Annotated in this window: 12 protein-coding genes; 8 read left to right on the forward strand and 4 right to left on the reverse strand. The window is 62.8% G+C overall.

What is annotated here, in order from left to right; all coding sequences use genetic code 11:
- Window positions 1-24: 24 nt before the first annotated feature.
- A complete protein-coding gene (locus ACELLULO517_RS19175) occupies window positions 25-981 on the reverse strand; it encodes a carbohydrate kinase family protein (protein ID WP_227309030.1) in 957 nt (318 codons plus the stop codon).
- Between the two features lie 201 nt (window positions 982-1182).
- Here ACELLULO517_RS19175 and ACELLULO517_RS19180 point away from each other — a divergent pair, with 201 nt between their 5' ends.
- From ACELLULO517_RS19180 to ACELLULO517_RS19195, 4 genes are read left to right on the forward strand one after another with little or no spacing between them, the layout of a single operon-like run.
- Window positions 1183-4401, forward strand: coding sequence for an alpha-1,4-glucan--maltose-1-phosphate maltosyltransferase (locus ACELLULO517_RS19180; RefSeq protein ID WP_227309031.1), 3219 nt, complete (start codon window positions 1183-1185; stop codon window positions 4399-4401).
- Between the two features lie 11 nt (window positions 4402-4412).
- Window positions 4413-7745, forward strand: coding sequence for a maltose alpha-D-glucosyltransferase (gene treS, locus ACELLULO517_RS19185; RefSeq protein WP_406566282.1), 3333 nt, complete (start codon window positions 4413-4415; stop codon window positions 7743-7745).
- The gene (gene glgB, locus ACELLULO517_RS19190) at window positions 7742-9940 is read left to right on the forward strand and encodes a 1,4-alpha-glucan branching protein GlgB (RefSeq protein WP_227309032.1); all 2199 of its coding nucleotides are present in this window, start codon (window positions 7742-7744) and stop codon (window positions 9938-9940) included. Before treS ends, glgB begins: the two co-directional genes overlap by 4 nt.
- On the forward strand, window positions 9940-10368 hold the full coding sequence (locus ACELLULO517_RS19195; RefSeq protein WP_227309033.1) for a VOC family protein: 429 nt from the start codon (window positions 9940-9942) through the stop codon (window positions 10366-10368). Before glgB ends, ACELLULO517_RS19195 begins: the two co-directional genes overlap by 1 nt.
- Window positions 10369-10372: 4 nt before the next feature.
- Here ACELLULO517_RS19195 and ACELLULO517_RS19200 read toward each other — a convergent pair whose 3' ends face one another.
- Window positions 10373-11788 carry a mannitol dehydrogenase family protein gene (locus ACELLULO517_RS19200; protein WP_227309034.1) on the reverse strand — a complete coding sequence of 472 codons (1416 nt, stop codon included), beginning with the start codon at window positions 11786-11788 and terminating at the stop codon, window positions 10373-10375.
- 111 nt (window positions 11789-11899) lie between these two features.
- Between ACELLULO517_RS19200 and ACELLULO517_RS19205 the strand changes: the two genes are divergently transcribed.
- On the forward strand, window positions 11900-12229 hold the full coding sequence (locus tag ACELLULO517_RS19205; protein ID WP_227309035.1) for an antibiotic biosynthesis monooxygenase family protein: 330 nt from the start codon (window positions 11900-11902) through the stop codon (window positions 12227-12229).
- A gap of 63 nt (window positions 12230-12292) precedes the next feature.
- Here ACELLULO517_RS19205 and ACELLULO517_RS19210 read toward each other — a convergent pair whose 3' ends face one another.
- Both ACELLULO517_RS19210 and ACELLULO517_RS19215 read right to left on the reverse strand, forming a co-directional pair.
- Window positions 12293-12787, reverse strand: a complete 495-nt coding sequence (locus ACELLULO517_RS19210; RefSeq protein WP_227309036.1) for a GNAT family N-acetyltransferase — start codon at window positions 12785-12787, stop codon at window positions 12293-12295.
- Window positions 12788-12805: 18 nt separating this feature from the next.
- Window positions 12806-13765, reverse strand: coding sequence for a LysR family transcriptional regulator (locus ACELLULO517_RS19215; protein WP_227309037.1), 960 nt, complete (start codon window positions 13763-13765; stop codon window positions 12806-12808).
- Between the two features lie 110 nt (window positions 13766-13875).
- On the opposite strand from ACELLULO517_RS19215, the gene ACELLULO517_RS19220 reads away from it, so the two are divergent.
- Genes ACELLULO517_RS19220 through ACELLULO517_RS19230 form a run of 3 tightly spaced genes read left to right on the forward strand, consistent with a single transcriptional unit; the run spans window position 13876 to window position 15766 of the window.
- The gene (locus ACELLULO517_RS19220; protein ID WP_227309038.1) at window positions 13876-14487 is read left to right on the forward strand and encodes an FMN-dependent NADH-azoreductase; all 612 of its coding nucleotides are present in this window, start codon (window positions 13876-13878) and stop codon (window positions 14485-14487) included.
- A gap of 28 nt (window positions 14488-14515) precedes the next feature.
- A complete protein-coding gene (locus ACELLULO517_RS19225) occupies window positions 14516-15136 on the forward strand; it encodes a YceI family protein (protein WP_227309039.1) in 621 nt (206 codons plus the stop codon).
- A gap of 27 nt (window positions 15137-15163) precedes the next feature.
- The gene (locus ACELLULO517_RS19230) at window positions 15164-15766 is read left to right on the forward strand and encodes a cytochrome b (RefSeq protein ID WP_227309040.1); all 603 of its coding nucleotides are present in this window, start codon (window positions 15164-15166) and stop codon (window positions 15764-15766) included.
- The last annotated feature ends 22 nt before the right edge of the window (window positions 15767-15788 follow it).

Genomic DNA, 15788 nt, shown 5'->3' on the forward strand with positions numbered 1-15788 from the left:
CCCTAAAGCGGATAGGACAAGGCCCTAACCGTCAACCGGCTCCGTCAATTCCGGTAACCAGGGCATATCCGCGCCCAGCCTGCCGCAAGTGACCGCCGCGACCTGGACCGCTGCCGCCAGCGCGGCCTCAAGCGCCGTCAGCGGCAGGGTGCCGAGCCTGTCGCGCGTGAGGAAGCCCGCCTTGTGCAACTGCCAGAACAGGCCGGCGGTCAGACTGTCCCCGGCGCCGACGGTATCGATCACCGCGACACGGCGGGCCGGGCAATGCACCTTGCCCTGAGCCGTGAAGCCGGTGACGCCCTCGGCCCCCTGGGTCAAGACCACCAGGGTCGCGCCGTCTTCCTCGATCCAGCGGCGGGCGGCGGCTTCGGGTGGCACGCCGGGCAGGAGATAGGCCAGGTCGGCGAGCGACAGCTTGATGATATCGGCGAGGCTCAGCAGCCGCTGCATGCGCGCATGATAGCGGGTCGGGTCCTCCACCAGGCTCGGCCGGCAATTGGGGTCGATCGAGAGCAGCCGCTGCCCCTGCTGCTCCCGGAACAGCGCTTCCGCCTCATCCGCGACAGGGTCCGCGATGAGCGGGACGGAGCCGATATGGAGAAGGTCGATATCCGGGGTGAGCATCGGCGCCTCTGCCCGGCGCCAGCGACGCATGGCGGTCTCCCGGTCGAAGAAGGCGTATTGCGGCTCCTGGCCTGACAATTCGACGAAGGCGAGGGTGCTGCCTTCCGGCAGGCGGCTGGCGTAATTCAGCGACACGCCGGCCTCGGTCAGGCGCTGGGCCAGAAACTGGCCGAAGAAATCGGTCGAAAGCCCGCCCATGAAGCCGGTCGGCACGCCCAGCCGGCCGAGCCCGAGGGCGACATTGAAGCAGGAACCGCCGGCCACCGGCAGATAAGGCGACAGGCCGCTGGCCTGCCCGGGCACCGGCATCGCCGTTGGCAAAAAATCAATGATGGCATCGCCATAGATAAGGAGCATGGACGTCTCTTGTTTATTTTGGCGAAAGTCTAGAGCGCCGATCCTGGCGGCGGAAGACGTCTGGCACCCAGGCCTCGCTAAAGCCGTTGTGATGAAGGCCGGACTGACACTGGCGGGATCAGCCCCATATCCGTTCGTGGGGGGCGCTTCGACATCCGCCTCCGCCCTCGTGCCGGTATGACGAGACGGAGAGAGAAGCCGATGACATTTCAGAACAAGATCAATGCGCCCAGTGCCGAGAGGCTGGCTTCCGCGCCGGCATCCGCGCGGGAAACGCCGCGCATCTATCTGTTTCACCCTCTTTTGGCCGGGCCGATCGGCGATTGGGGGAAATGGTTCGACCATGCGGCGGGTCTGGGCTTTACCCATGTTCTGAGCGCGCCATTCTTCGCCGGCCCCAGCCTGCAATTGCCGAGCGATTTCTCTCGTGTTTTCGACGGGTTAGGCTGGGACGGTACGGCGGATGAGGCTCTGGCGGCCTATGCCAAGGCGGCCAGAAGCGCAGGGCTGCGGCCGCTGCTGGATATCTATCCTGGCTTTGTCGCGGAGAATGCGGGCGCAGGGCTGTTCACGGTGCCGGCTGCCGATCACGCGCGCGACCCGCGGCATTATGCGGGATTTGCCGGCGCGGCTTCGGCCGATTGGACAAATGCGGCGGCCGAACTGGGTGATTTCTGGGCGTCCCACCTGGCCCAATGGCAGCAAGCCGGGATCGCCGGCTTTCGGGTCGACCTCAAGCAGATTGCGCCTGCCGAACGATTGGCGTTTCTCCGGTCGATCGGCGGCGCTGACACCGGCGAGTTGTTCGGCTGGACGCCGGGACTGCCTTGGGCCGAGGTCAAGGCTCTATCGGGCAGCGGCCTCGATTTCGTTTTCTCGTCATTGCCCTGGTGGGATTTCCGCAGCGATTGGTTCTGGGAGGAGGCGGCGATGCTGGACGGCATCGCGCCGACCATTGCGCCGCTGGAAGATCCCTTCGGCAAGCCCTTGGCCGCGTCCATCGGCGATATCGGTCTGCTCGGCAACGCGCAAAAACGGCTGGTGAACTTCGCCGCCGCTACCGGCCAGGGGCTGATGATGCCGATGGGGTTCGAATCCGGCGCGACCAGGCCCTGGGATGCGCGGCGCGGGCATGATTTGCCGCGCGAAACCTTGCCCGATCTGGCGGCGGCTTTGCGGCAGGTCACGGCCATTCCCGGCAATGGCACGACGCTGCGCATCGGCAGCCCGACCGGCGATGTCTTCTCGTTCGTTCGCAGCGAAGCCGATCTGCGCTTCGCAGAAGAGGCGGAGTTGATGCTGTTCAACCCGTCCTTGCGGCGGCGTGTGACGGCACCGATCGAAAACGCCATGACGGCGCTGAGCGGTCGCTTTCTGCCCGGCACGGCGATGGCGCAGTCGCTGTCGCTGGAACCGGGTGCGTTGAAGACCCTGCTGCTCCGCCGCCACAAGACGGAAGCCAAGCCTGCGCCGGCCTTGACCGAGACGGTGAAAAAGGCGGCCGACCTGTCCCAGCGGGTCGCGATCGAAGCGGTCGCCCCGTCCGTGGATGACGGGCGGTTTCCCGTGAAACGTCTGGCCGGTGAAATCGTCACCGTCACCGCCGATATCCTGTGTGACGGGCATGACCAGCTTTCGGCCGCTTTGCATTGGCGCAAGACAGGGGACGCGTCCTGGCAGCAGGCGCGGTTGAACCTGATCAATAACGACCGTTGGCAGGCGCCCTTCTTCCTCGCTGAAATCGGCGTCTATGAATTCTTCGTCGAAGCCTGGCGCGATCAATTCGCGAGCTACCGCGATGAGCTGGGCAAGAAGCATCGCGCCGGTGTTGATGTGACGGTGGAGTTGATGGAGGGCCGGCATCTGCTGGCCGCCGCCGGTGCGCCGCTGGGCCAGGCGCTCGCGCGCTTTGATCTGGCATCGCAGGAAGACAGGATCGCGTTGCTGCTCTCGGCCGAGATTGCGCAGCAGATGATGGATATCGATCCGCGTCCCTTCGCGACGCGGTCCGGCATTCACAGCATCGATGCCGATCGGCTGGAAAGCCGTTTTGCCAGTTGGTATGAAATCTTCCCCCGCTCGATGAGCGACGATCCCGCGCGGCACGGCACGTTCCGCGATGTGGAAAAGCACCTGCCGCGCATTCGCGATATGGGATTCAACGTTCTTTATTTTCCGCCGATCCATCCCATCGGCCATAGCAATCGCAAGGGCCCCAATAATACTCTGACGCCGGGGCCGCATGATCCCGGCAGCCCTTATGCCGTCGGCAATGAGACGGGCGGGCATGATGCCATTCACGCTGAACTCGGCACGCTGGAGGATTTCCTGCATATGCGGGAAGCGGCGGCGGCGCATGGGCTGGAAATCGCGCTGGATTTCGCCATTCAATGCGCGCCCGATCATCCCTGGCTGAAGCAGCATCCCGGCTGGTTCGACTGGCGGCCGGATGGGTCGATCAAATATGCCGAGAATCCGCCTAAGAAATACCAGGACATCGTCAACGTCGATTTCTATGCGCGTGACGCCATCCCGGGTCTTTGGGTCGCACTCGCCGAGGTCGTGCTGTTCTGGTGTGAGCAGGGCGTGCGCATCTTCCGCGTCGACAACCCGCATACCAAACCCTTTCCCTTCTGGGAATGGATGATTGCGCAAGTAAAGGCACGCTTTCCGGATACGCTGTTCCTGGCGGAAGCTTTCACGCGGCCGAAGATCATGAACCGGCTCGGCAAGATCGGCTTCAGCCAGTCCTATACCTATTTCACCTGGCGCAATACGCGCGCCGAACTGGAAGATTATCTGACGACGCTGACGACCGGTCCGGAAGCGGATTTCTTCCGCCCGAATTTCTTCGTCAATACGCCCGACATCAATCCGGTCTTTTTGCAGACGTCCGGCCGGCCGGGTCATTTGATCCGTGCGGCATTGGCCGCGACCTTGGCCGGTTTGTGGGGTGTCTATTCCGGTTTCGAACTCTGCGAAGCGACGCCGCTACCCGGCCGGGAAGAATATCTCGATTCCGAGAAATACCAGATCCGCGCCTGGGATTGGCAGCGGACCGGCAATATTGTGGCTGAGATCACGCTGCTCAACCGGTTGCGGCAGCAGAACCCGGCGCTGCAATCCCATCTCGGCCTGCGCTTTCTGCCATCCGACAACGACCAGGTCATGATCTACGAAAAATCGAATGCGGATCGCAGCAACGTCGTTATCGTCGCCGTCAGCCTCGATCCGGCCAAGCCGCAGAGCGCCAATACCATCATTCCCTTCTATGCCTGGCGTGTGCCCGACAATGGCGCGTTGACCGTGACGGACCTTGTGCCGGGTCGCCGCCGGACCTGGCAAGGAAAATGGCAAAGCGTTTCGCTTGACCCGAGCTTCCCCTTTGCCCTGTGGCGCGTTGAGCCGGAGATTACCTGACCATGGACAGCATGACCCAGACCCAAACATCGACCCAGACACCGGCCCAAATCCAGACCGGGACCATTATGGACGATCCGCTATGGTATAAGGATGCGGTCATCTACCAACTGCATCTGAAGTCTTTCTTCGATGCCGATAATGACGGCGTCGGCGATTTCAAAGGCTTGCTGCAGAAGCTGCATTACATCGCTGAGCTTGGCGTCACGGCTATCTGGATTTTGCCCTTCTATCCTTCGCCGCGCCGCGACGACGGCTATGATATCGCTGATTACCGCTCGGTCCATGAGGATTACGGCGATCTGGAGGATGTTAAGCGGTTCGTCGATGCAGCCCATGCGCTGGGCTTGCGCGTGATCACCGAACTGGTGATCAACCATACCAGCGATCAGCATCCTTGGTTTCAGGCGGCAAGGCGCGCGCCGCCGGGCTCACCCGAGCGCGACTTTTATGTCTGGTCGGATACGGATACCAAATACGCCGGCACACGCATTATCTTCGTCGATACCGAAAAGAGCAATTGGACCTGGGATGACACGGCCCAGGCCTATTACTGGCACCGCTTCTATTCGCATCAACCGGACCTGAATTTCGACAATCCGGCGGTGATGGACGAAGTGCTCAGCGTCATGCGCTTCTGGCTGGATATGGGCATCGATGGCTTGCGCCTTGACGCGGTGCCTTATCTGGTCGAGCGGGAAGGCACGATCAACGAAAACCTGCCCGAAACCCATGTGCTTCTGAAGCGCATCCGGGCAGAGATGGATGCGCATTCGCCCGGCAAAATGCTGCTGGCGGAGGCCAATCAATGGCCGGAAGATGCGCAGGTCTATTTCGGCGATGGCGACGAATGCCATATGTCCTTCCACTTCCCCTTGATGCCGCGCATGTATATGGCGATCGCCCGGGAAGATCGTTTTCCTGTCACCGATATCATGCGGCAGACCCCGGATATTCCGGACAATTGCCAATGGGCTATTTTCCTGCGCAACCATGACGAGCTGACGCTGGAAATGGTGACGGATAGCGAGCGCGATTACCTGTGGGAGACCTATGCCCATGATCGTCGCGCGCGTTTGAACCTTGGCATTCGCCGTCGCCTGGCCCCGCTGCTGGAACGCGACCGCCGCCGGATCGAGCTGATGAACACCCTGCTGCTGTCGATGCCCGGCACGCCCGTCATCTATTACGGCGACGAGATCGGCATGGGCGACAATATCCATCTCGGCGATCGTGACGGCGTGCGCACGCCCATGCAGTGGTCCTATGACCGCAACGGCGGCTTTTCCCGCGCCGATCCGGCGTCGCTGGTGCTGCCGGCCATCATGGACCCGCTCTACGGATTCCAGGCGCTGAACGTCGAAGCGCAGGAATCGGATCGTCATTCGCTGCTGCATTGGACAAGGCGGATGCTGGCCGTGCGCAAAAGCCATCCGGCTTTCGGCCGGGGTACATTGCGTTTCCTTTATCCCGGCAATCGCAAGATCTTCGCCTATCTGCGCGAAATTCCGGGAGAGAACGGAGAGACGGTTCTGTGCGTCTGCAACCTGTCCCGCACAGCGCAGGCAGTGGAGCTTGACCTGTCGACCATGGCCGGGCGCGTGCCGGTTGATATCGTCGGCGGTTCGGTCTTTCCGCCGATCGGGCAATTGCCTTATCTGCTGACGCTGGTGCCTTACGGCAGTTTCTGGTTCCTGCTGGCGCAGCAGGCGGAATTGCCGACCTGGCATACCCCGGCGCCGGAACCGCTGCCGGAATTCGCGACTCTCGTGGTGCGCAATGGCGTGTCCGACATTGCCATACCGGCCTCGAAACGCGTGCTGGAAGGCGAATCCCTGCCGGCCTATGTCAGCAAGCGCCGCTGGTTCGGCGCCAAGGATAAGCGCGTCGATCGCCTGACCCTGGCCTATACGGTGCCGCTGCCCGGTGCGGCGGATGTTCTGCTCGCGGAAATCGAATGCGAAAGCAACGGGCAGACCGAGCGTTACGTGCTGCCGCTCGGGATTTCCTGGGAGGGGGAGGCTGCCCCGGCCCTGGTGCAGCAGCTCGCTTTGGCGCGCGTGCGCCTGTTCCGCCGTGTCGGTCTGCTGACCGATGCCTTTGCCTTGGACGCCTTTGCGACCGGCATCGTCTCGCATCTGATCGGGCAAAGCCGCCTGAGCATTCCGGGCGGCGAAATCCGCTTCGAGCCGAGTTCCATAGCCGGGACCTTGGCTTTGGCCGAGACGCCCGAGATCCGCCGCTTGTCCGCCGAGCAGTCGAACAGTTCTCTCGTCGTGGGGGACGAGTTTGTCGTCAAACTCATCCGTCATGTCAGCCCCGGCATCAATCCGGAAGGCGAGATGACGCGCTACCTGACCGAGAAGGGGTTCACGAATACGGCGCCTTTGGTGGGTGAGGTCTTGCGCATCGATGCCGACGGCACGCCGAATACTTTGATGATCGTGCAAAAATTTGTCCGCAACCAGGGTGACGGCTGGAGCTGGACACAGGATTACCTCACCCGTGCGGTGGCGGAAATCGCCCTTGTCGGTCCGCAGGACGGGGCGGAGCAAGACCTTTTCGGCCAGTATACGACCTTCGCCGAGGCGCTTGGCCGGCGCCTGGGTGAACTGCATGCCGTGCTCGCCGAACCGAGCAGCGATCCCGATTTCGCGCCCGAGGTGGTGGATGCGGCGATGGCTGAGGAATGGGCGCGTTCGGCGATCGAGCAGATCGATCTGGCCTTCGCGCTGCTGGATGAACGCGCCGATTGGCCGGACGCCGAGGCAGAGGGATTGGCCCGCGACGTGCTGGCCAGAAAGGACGCGTTGATCGGTCTGGTGCGTGAGCGCGCGAAGCGCGGCATCGGGTCGCTGCGCACGCGCATTCACGGCGATTTCCATCTCGGTCAGGTTCTGGTCGTGCAGAACGACGCCTATATCATCGATTTCGAGGGTGAGCCGGCAAGGCCGCTGCATCAGCGGCGGATGAAATCCTCTGGCCTGCGTGACCTGGCCGGCGTCCTGCGCAGCCTTGACTATGCCATGGCGACCGCGGCCGGTGCGCATTCCACCAATGCCTTGCCGCCGCAGGCGGCCGAGCGGCATGTCATTCTGCTGGAGCAGTTCCGTCTTTATGCGGAAGAAGCCTTGCTGGATGCCTATCGGGATGCCTTGCGTGCCGCCGACAACCCTTGGGTCAGACCGGAAGCCGAGGAGGCGCTGCTCGATCTTTTCCTGATCGAAAAGGCGGCCTATGAAATCCGCTACGAGATCACCAACCGGCCGAGCTGGCTCTCCATCCCGCTGCGGGGGCTGCATGATATCGCGGCCCGGCTGCTGATACCGGAGGGTGTGGCATGAGCGCCATCCTGACCGATACGCACGCGCCCGATGGGGGCGCGGTGGAAGCGATTGTGCAAGCCCGGCATGGCGATCCCTTCGCTGTCATGGGCCCGCATGAGGCAGAGGGCGGTTGTGCGATCCGTTGCTTCCTGCCCGGTGCCATCAAGGTGGACGTCCTGTCGCGGGAAAGCGGGCAGAGACTGGGCGAGCTTTTTCTTCTTGATGCGGCGGGTTTTTGGAGCGGTTTTGTTCCCGCCCATGTTCCCTATCGCTTGCGTGTCACCCGGCCCGACAGTCTTGTTGTCATCGACGACGCTTATGCGTTTGGGCCGTCGCTCGGTGATGTCGATATCTATCTTCTGGCGGAAGGCCGGCACCGGGAGATTGGGCGGGTTCTGGGGGCCCATCTGGCCCGTCAGGACGGCGTCACCGGCACGCGGTTTGCCGTCTGGGCACCGAATGCGCGGCGCGTTTCCGTCGTCGGCAGCTTCAACGACTGGGACGGACGCCGGCATCCGATGCGCTATCATCCCGGCGGCGGGGTGTGGGAGATGTTCATCCCCGGCGTGACGGCGGGCGCTGCCTATAAATACGAAATCCTGGGGCCGCAGGGTTGGGTTCTGCCGCTGAAGGCTGACCCGGTGGCGAGTGCCGCGCAGGTGCCCCCGGCGACGGCGTCCCTTGTCACCGATGACCGTTTCGTCTGGACCGATCACGATTGGATGGAGACGCGGCAGGCCCGCGCCAATGCGCATGACGCGCCGATTTCCGTCTATGAGGTTCATGCCGGGTCCTGGGCGCCTGCGGGCGGCGAGGGTCAGGACGTGTGGAGCGAGCTGGCGGAAAAGCTTGTCCCCTATGTCACCGCCATGGGCTTCACCCATGTCGAATTCATGCCGGTGATGGAGCATCCCTTCGGCGGCAGCTGGGGCTATCAGCCTTTGGGGCAGTTCGCGCCTTCCGCGCGCTGGGGCAGCCCCGAAAACTTCGCGCGTCTGGTCGACCGCTGCCATCAAGCCGGGATCGGCGTCATTCTGGATTGGGTGCCGGCGCATTTTCCGGGCGACGCGCATGGCCTGGCGCAGTTCGACGGCACGCCGCTGTACGAACATGCCGATCCGAAGGAAGGCTTCCATCAGGACTGGAATACCTACATCTACAATCTGGGCCGTAACGAGGTGCGTGGATTCCTCATCGGCAGCGCGCTGCATTGGCTGGAGCATTATCATATCGATGCGCTGCGCGTGGATGCCGTCGCATCCATGCTGTATCGCGATTACAGCCGCAAACAGGGCGAATGGGTGCCGAACATATACGGCGGCCGCGAAAACCTGGAGTCCATTTCGTTCATTCGGGAACTCTCTGAAGTTGTCGTCGGCCGCTGCCCTGGCGCTTCCCTGATGGCCGAGGAAAGCACGGCTTTTCCTGGCGTCAGCCGCCCGGTGAGCGAAGGTGGGCTGGGCTTCGACTATAAGTGGAACATGGGCTGGATGCATGACACGCTGCATTACATGCAGGAGGAAAGCATTCATCGCCGCTGGCATCACGATCAGATCGCCTTCGGCCTCGTCTATGCTTTTTCCGAGAATTTCATTCTGCCGCTGTCCCATGATGAGGTGGTCTACGGCAAAGGATCGCTCATCCAGAAGATGAGCGGCGACCACTGGCAGAAATTCGCCAATCTGCGCGCCTATTTCGGTTTCATGTGGACGCATCCCGGCAAGAAGCTGATCTTCATGGGCGGCGAATTCGCGCAGGAACGCGAATGGAACCACGACCTGCCGCTGGACTGGTTTCTGCTCGACAGGCCGGATCATGCCGGTGTGCAATTGCTGCTCAGCGACCTCAATGCCGTCTATCGCAGTCTGCCCGCGCTGCATCGGCGGGACAGCCGTGGCGACGGTTTTCAATGGGTTGTGCTGCATGACAGCGATCAGAGTGTTTTCGCGTATCTGCGCTACGGGGAAGAGGGCGACAAGCCCGTGCTTGTGGTTTGCAATATGACGCCTGTTCCACGGCAAGGATATCGTCTTGGTGTGCCGCGCGGCGGCGGTTGGCGAGAGGTGCTAAACACGGATGGAGAGCGTTACGGCGGTTCCAATCTCGGCAATGGGGGATGGGTAAATGCGGCCGAGGAAGGCTGGGGCGAGTTCCCGGCGAGCTTGACACTCACCTTGCCGCCGCTCAGCACCGTCATATTCGAATCGGCCTGATGCTCACACCCCGCGTCGGCCGCATTCTGGAGACGTCGCTTTACGTGGCGGATCTGGATCTGGCGCAGGGTTTCTATGAACTTGTCTTCGCCTTTCCCGTTCTGTTTCGGGACGCGCGCATGTGCGCGCTGGATGTGCCGGGCCGGCAGGCGCTGCTGCTGTTCAAGCATGGCGCGACGATTGAGCCGAGCGAGACGCCTTTCGGCACGATCCCCGCCCATGGGTCCGAGGGTGTGCAGCATCTGTGCTTTTCCATCGCGCAGGAAGATATCGCGCGCTGGCAGGTGCATCTGGACAGCCTCGGCATCGTCGTGGAAAGCCGTGTTGTCTGGCCCAGGGGCGGCACCAGCCTCTATTTTCGCGATCCGGACGGCCATTCGTTGGAAGTGGGCACGCCCGGATTATGGGCCAATGATCCGATAGGGTGAGGTGTCACCCGACAACGGCAGCGCGGGCGCCTTTCTCCTGAAGCACCGTATAGGCCGCGACAACGGCATCCACGAAACGACTGTCCTGGGACAGATCCTGACCGAAAACCTCCGTCAGGCCGATTACGGCGCGCACGGCGGCAGCGGCGTCGGGCGCGGCGTCCTGCACGGTTTTCAACGTGTCGGCCAGCGGGTCGCGCACGTCGATTAGGCTGCCCTGCTCATCGATACCGCCGACATAGCGGATCCAGCCTGCGATCACGAGGGCGAGGCAAGGCAGCGGCAGGTCCTGCGCCAGTCTTTCGCGAATGGTGCCGAGCAGGCGCTGCGGCAGTTTCTGCGATCCGTCCATGGCGATCTGCCAGGTGCGATGGCGGATCGCCGGATTGCTGAAACGCGCCTTCAGCGCCGCGACATAGGCGAGCAGGTCGGTATCGGGCGGCGCCGGCACCACGGGCACGATCTCCGTCTGCCACAGCCTTTCCACGAAAGCCGCATAGGCCTTGTCCTGCATGGTATCGGCAATCGTCTCATGCCCGCCGAGATAACCGAGATAGGCCAAGGCCGAATGCGCGCCGTTGAGCAGTCTCAGCTTCATATGTTCGAAGGGTTCGACATGCGCCACGAATTGTGCGCCACCGATTTCCCAATGCGGACGCGCGTCCTCGACGAAACGATCCTCGATCACCCATTGGCGGAAGGGTTCATGCACGACAGGTGCGGCATCCGCGAACCCCGTCAGTTTTTCGACCTCCGCGATATCGGCCTCGGTTGTCGCGGGCACGATGCGATCGACCATCGCGCAAGGAAATTGCCCTTCCGCCGCGATCCAACTTGCCAGATCGGGCGACATGCGTTCGGCGAATTCGCGCACAAGGCCAGCGACGACATGGCCGTTCGCCGGCAGGTTGTCACAGCATAGCACGGTGAAGGGCGGCAGACCGGCGGCCTGGCGGCGACGCAGCGCTTCCACAATGAAACCGATCGCGCCTTTGGGCGCGGCAGGGTTGGCGAGATCATGCATAATCGTCGGATGCGACCAGTTCAGCTTGCCCGTCGCCGGATCATGGCAATAGCCCTTCTCCGTAATCGTCAGCGTCACGATGCGCGTCGCGGGCAAACTCATGACGGCCAGCACGGCGTCTGGGTCTTCCGGCGCGACCAGCACGCCCGTCAGGCAAGTGACGAGACGCGGGCGATTGCCCTCCGGCCGGCGCTCCAGCGCGGTGTAAAGACAATCCTGCGGGGCGAGATGGTCGCGCTGGTCCGGCCGTTGCAGGCTGACGCCGATGATGCCCCAGTCATGATCCTGCGCGTCCTCGGTATAAAGCGCCAGATGCGCGCGGGCGAAGGCGCCCAGGCCCAGATGGACGATGCCGGTTTCCCAGCCCTTCTGCTGTTCCGTTCTGTGCAGCCGCATGGCGTTTCTCTCTCACCCAAGCTTCATCCAGGCGCGCTTTGAGCCCGTCCCGGCAATGCGCTAGCTTAACCCCCGCAGTCGTAATTTGGTATAACAGCAAGGAATAGAGCGATGTTCGTGGCAATGAACCGCTTTCGCGTCATCAAGGATGAGGCTGGTGCCTTCGAGGACCGCTGGATCGGCCGCGACAGCCAGCTGCATACCGTGCCCGGCTTCGTCAGCTTCAATCTGCTGCGCGGGCCGGAGCGCGAGGATCACATCCTGTATGCCTCCCACACGATCTGGAAGGACCACGCGGATTTCGAGGCCTGGACGAAGTCGGAGGCCTTCCGCTTGGCCCATGCCGGGGCGGGCGGGGCGAAGCCGCTGACGCTCGGCCATCCCGAATTCGAAGGGTTTTCGTCGGTCGATGCGGCCGCGCGGGGTGAGCAGTCGGTTTAAGGCGCGTTTCGCTCGCGCGGCCGGGTAGGTCCGCGGAAGACGATTTTGGACGGCGGCCAAGCCCTATTTCGACAGCGTTTTCTGCATCAGCACGAGGTCGAGCCAGCGGCCGAATTTCTGGCCGACCTCGGGCATGCGGCCGGTGATCGTGAAGCCGAATTGCTCATGCAGTTTGATGGAGACGGCATTGTCGGCGGAAATCGCGCCGACCATGACATGCATCCCGGCCGCCGTTGCGTGGTCGAGCAAGGCCGTGAGGAAAGCGCGGCCGAGGCCCTGACCCTGAAAGCGCCCATCGACATAGATGGAGTGCTCAACCGTCAGGGCGTAGCCGCCATAGGCGCGAAAGCTGCCATAGGTCGCGAAGCCGGCGATATCCCCATCAATCTCGGCCACCAGAACTGGCTGACCGGCGGCCTCGCGATCCCGCAGCCATTGCCGACGCTGCGCCAAATCTGTGGGCACCGTCTGCCAACTTGCCGTGGTCTGGGTGATGGCGTGGTTGGTGATGGCAAGGATGACAGGCAGGTCCTGCTCATTGGCCGCACGTATCAGCAATCTTCCGGTCTCCAGGCTCTATTCCGCCGCATCGACCAGCGCGCGATATCCGCCCGCGTCGCCACGTTGTGGCCCTCGCTTGCCAGAGATCAACCAGTCCGACAACCAGCGCGCGGCCGGCCCCAGCGCGCGATCGGGTCGGTGGATCAGGCACATGGACAAAGCGGCATCGCCGCCCCGCGTACCCCATTCCTCCGGCCGGATGATCTGCAGCCGTCCAGCCGCGACATCCGCCTGGATCATATGCAGCGGCATGCCACCCCAGCCCAATCCGCCCAGCAGCATGGTGTGCTTGGCGCCCAGATCGCCGATGCGCCAGTTGCGGCGTGACAGGACGCCATGATCCCGCTTGTCCGTCCGTCCGGATGGGTCGGTCAGCACGAGCTGTACGTAATTCTGCAACTCATCGTTCGGGATCGGGCCTTCGATGGCCGCCAGCGGATGGCATTGGGACGCAACAGCCACCATACGCACGGTCTCGATTTCATGCTCTATCAGTTCGGCACCCTGGGACGTGAAGCTCAGCGCGATGCCGATCGCGCAGGTGCCGTCGATGACGAGATTGGCGGTGGCACCCATGGAGGCGACGAAGATGCGCGTCGGCACGGTCGGATAGCGGACGCCGAAGACGCGCAGCGCGTCGACGATCCGGTCCATAGGGAACATGGCATCGACGACGATGGCCAGTTCGGGCTCCAACCCTTCCGTGATGCCGCGCGCCTGATCGGAAAAGGCGCCGACATCGCTGATGATGCGGGTCGCGCGCGGAAGCAGCGCGGCGCCGGCCTCGGTCAGGCTGGGCCGATAGGCCGAACGGTCGAACAGCGAGACCCCGAGCTGATCTTCCAGCTTCTGAATGGCGTAGGTGACGGCGGATTGCGCACGGTTCAGCTGGCGGGCAGCCGCCGAAAAACTGCCGGTTTCAGCCACGGTCACGAAGACCAGAAATTGGTCGAGGGAGAGGCCGCTGAGGTTCATGGCGACACTCTATCGAATTTATAGATGAACTTCAGCTGATTTTTATCAGTTTCTTCTGCGGGCCGATTGCTTTTAAGTCCGCCCCCATCAACCTTCCCTCGGGGATTTCGATGACCCAAGTCCTAGTGATCGAGAGCAGCGCAAATCTTGCCAGCTCCGTCAGCCGCGATCTGACCAAAGCCTTTCTAGCCGGCTATACGGCCGCTCACGCGGACACGACCGTCGTGACGCATGACCTCGTCACCGATACGGTGCCGCATCTGGGCGTCGATCTGATCGGCGGCTTTTTCGGCAAGCCCGAAGCGCTGACCGAAGCCCAGGCGGCGGCGATTGCGCTGTCCGACAAGCTGATCGGCCAGGTGGAAGCCGCCGATGTGGTCGCTATCGGCGCTGCGATGTATAATTTCAGCATTCCGTCGACGCTGAAGGCCTGGATCGACCATATCCTGCGCGCCGGCCGCACCTTCAAATATACCGAGAACGGCCCGCAGGGTCTGCTGACCGGCAAGAAGGTGTTCCTGTTCCTGGCCTCCGGCGGCATCTATTCCGATGGCCCCTACAAGCCCTATGACTTCCAGGAGACCTATCTCCGCGCGGCGCTCGGCTTCATCGGCCTGACCGATGTCACCGTTGTGCGCGCCGAAGGTCTGGCGCTGGGCCCGGATGCGGCCGCGAAGGCCGTGGCCGATGCCAAAGCCGCTGTCGCCGCTCTCTCCCTCTGATACTCGTCCCAGACCCAAGGAATAGACCATGATCCGCAAGATCCTGCTCGGCACCGCCATGGTTGCCGCCATCGCTGTCGCCGCACACGCGCCCGCTTCCGCCCAGGTTGCGACCACAACCGCGTCGAAGGCGACGGCCGGCACCTATAATGTCGAGCCCTACCACACCCGCATCGTCTTCTCGGTCTCGCATATGGGTTTCACCACCTGGTACGGCGATTTCACGACGGCCAGCGGCACGCTGACCTTCGACCCCAAGAGCCCGTCCAAGAGCGCGCTTGACATCAGCTTCCCGACCGACAGCGTCTCGACCACCAATACCAAGCTGGACGGCGAGCTGAAGAGCCCGATGTGGTTCGATGCCACCAAGTACCCGACGATCACGTTCAAGTCGACCAAGATCACGGTGACGGGTCACGACAAGGGCGTGATCGTGGGTGACCTCACCTTCCATGGCGTCACGCATTCCGTGACGCTCGACGCGCATTTCAACGGTGCCGGCACCAACCCGCTCGACAAGAAATACACCATCGGCTTCGATGCCACGGGCACGCTGTCCCGCGCCGATTTTGGCGTGAAGACCTACGAGCCGCTGATCGGCGACAAGGTGAAGCTGCAGCTCAGCGGCGCCTTCGAGCTGGCTAACTAACTCTCGCCTGACCGGAGCGCGATCGCCATGGCGTCCCTGAGAACACAATTTTCGGAACGCTATACGGCGGTCGCGATCCTGCTCCATTGGCTGATCGCATTGGGCATTCTGGCGCTGATCGTCATCGGTCTGCTGATGACGCAGTTCCAGAGCAGCATCGGGCCGATGGAAACTTTCTCGCTGTTCCAACTGCATAAGTCGATCGGCATCACCGTGCTGCTGCTGGCGGTGATCCGCATCCTGTGGCGCTTCACGCATAAGCCGCCGCCGCTCGCCGCCGATATGCCGGCGGTCGAGAAGGGCGCGGCGCATGGATTGCACTGGCTGCTCTATATCCTGATGCTGGGTCTGCCGCTGACCGGCTGGGCTGTCGTCTCCTCATCGCCGTTCAACCTGCCGACGGTGCTGTACCATCTGGTGCCTTGGCCCGATCTGCCGATCCTGCCGCATCTGGCGAATAAGGGCGCCGTCAGCCACGCGCTGGGCTGGGTGCATGCCTATGGCGCCTGGACGCTGATCGGCCTGCTGGTCGTTCACGTCGCCGCGGTCTTCCGCCACCAGTTCATCAAACGTGATAATATCCTGGCGCGTATGGTTCCGGGCATGAAGTCCGCTGGCCGCCGCCAATAACCATTCTTCCCCACCAACAGGG

The organism is Acidisoma cellulosilyticum (assembly GCF_020621385.1).
GTDB lineage: Bacteria > Pseudomonadota > Alphaproteobacteria > Acetobacterales > Acetobacteraceae > Acidisoma > Acidisoma cellulosilyticum.

Bases quoted from the DNA above. Each gene is read 5' to 3' on its own strand.
- ACELLULO517_RS19225 (WP_227309039.1), top strand. From the start codon at position 14,516: ATGATCCGCAAGATCCTGCTCGGCACCGCCATGGTTGCCGCCATCGCT.
- ACELLULO517_RS19215 (WP_227309037.1), bottom strand. From the start codon at position 13,765: ATGAACCTCAGCGGCCTCTCCCTCGACCAATTTCTGGTCTTCGTGACC.
- ACELLULO517_RS19205 (WP_227309035.1), top strand. From the start codon at position 11,900: ATGTTCGTGGCAATGAACCGCTTTCGCGTCATCAAGGATGAGGCTGGT.
- ACELLULO517_RS19200 (WP_227309034.1), bottom strand. From the start codon at position 11,788: ATGCGGCTGCACAGAACGGAACAGCAGAAGGGCTGGGAAACCGGCATC.
- glgB (WP_227309032.1), top strand. From the start codon at position 7,742: ATGAGCGCCATCCTGACCGATACGCACGCGCCCGATGGGGGCGCGGTG.
- ACELLULO517_RS19175 (WP_227309030.1), bottom strand. From the start codon at position 981: ATGCTCCTTATCTATGGCGATGCCATCATTGATTTTTTGCCAACGGCG.
- ACELLULO517_RS19180 (WP_227309031.1), top strand. From the start codon at position 1,183: ATGACATTTCAGAACAAGATCAATGCGCCCAGTGCCGAGAGGCTGGCT.
- ACELLULO517_RS19230 (WP_227309040.1), top strand. From the start codon at position 15,164: ATGGCGTCCCTGAGAACACAATTTTCGGAACGCTATACGGCGGTCGCG.
- ACELLULO517_RS19195 (WP_227309033.1), top strand. From the start codon at position 9,940: ATGCTCACACCCCGCGTCGGCCGCATTCTGGAGACGTCGCTTTACGTG.
- ACELLULO517_RS19220 (WP_227309038.1), top strand. From the start codon at position 13,876: ATGACCCAAGTCCTAGTGATCGAGAGCAGCGCAAATCTTGCCAGCTCC.
- treS (WP_406566282.1), top strand. From the start codon at position 4,413: ATGACCCAGACCCAAACATCGACCCAGACACCGGCCCAAATCCAGACC.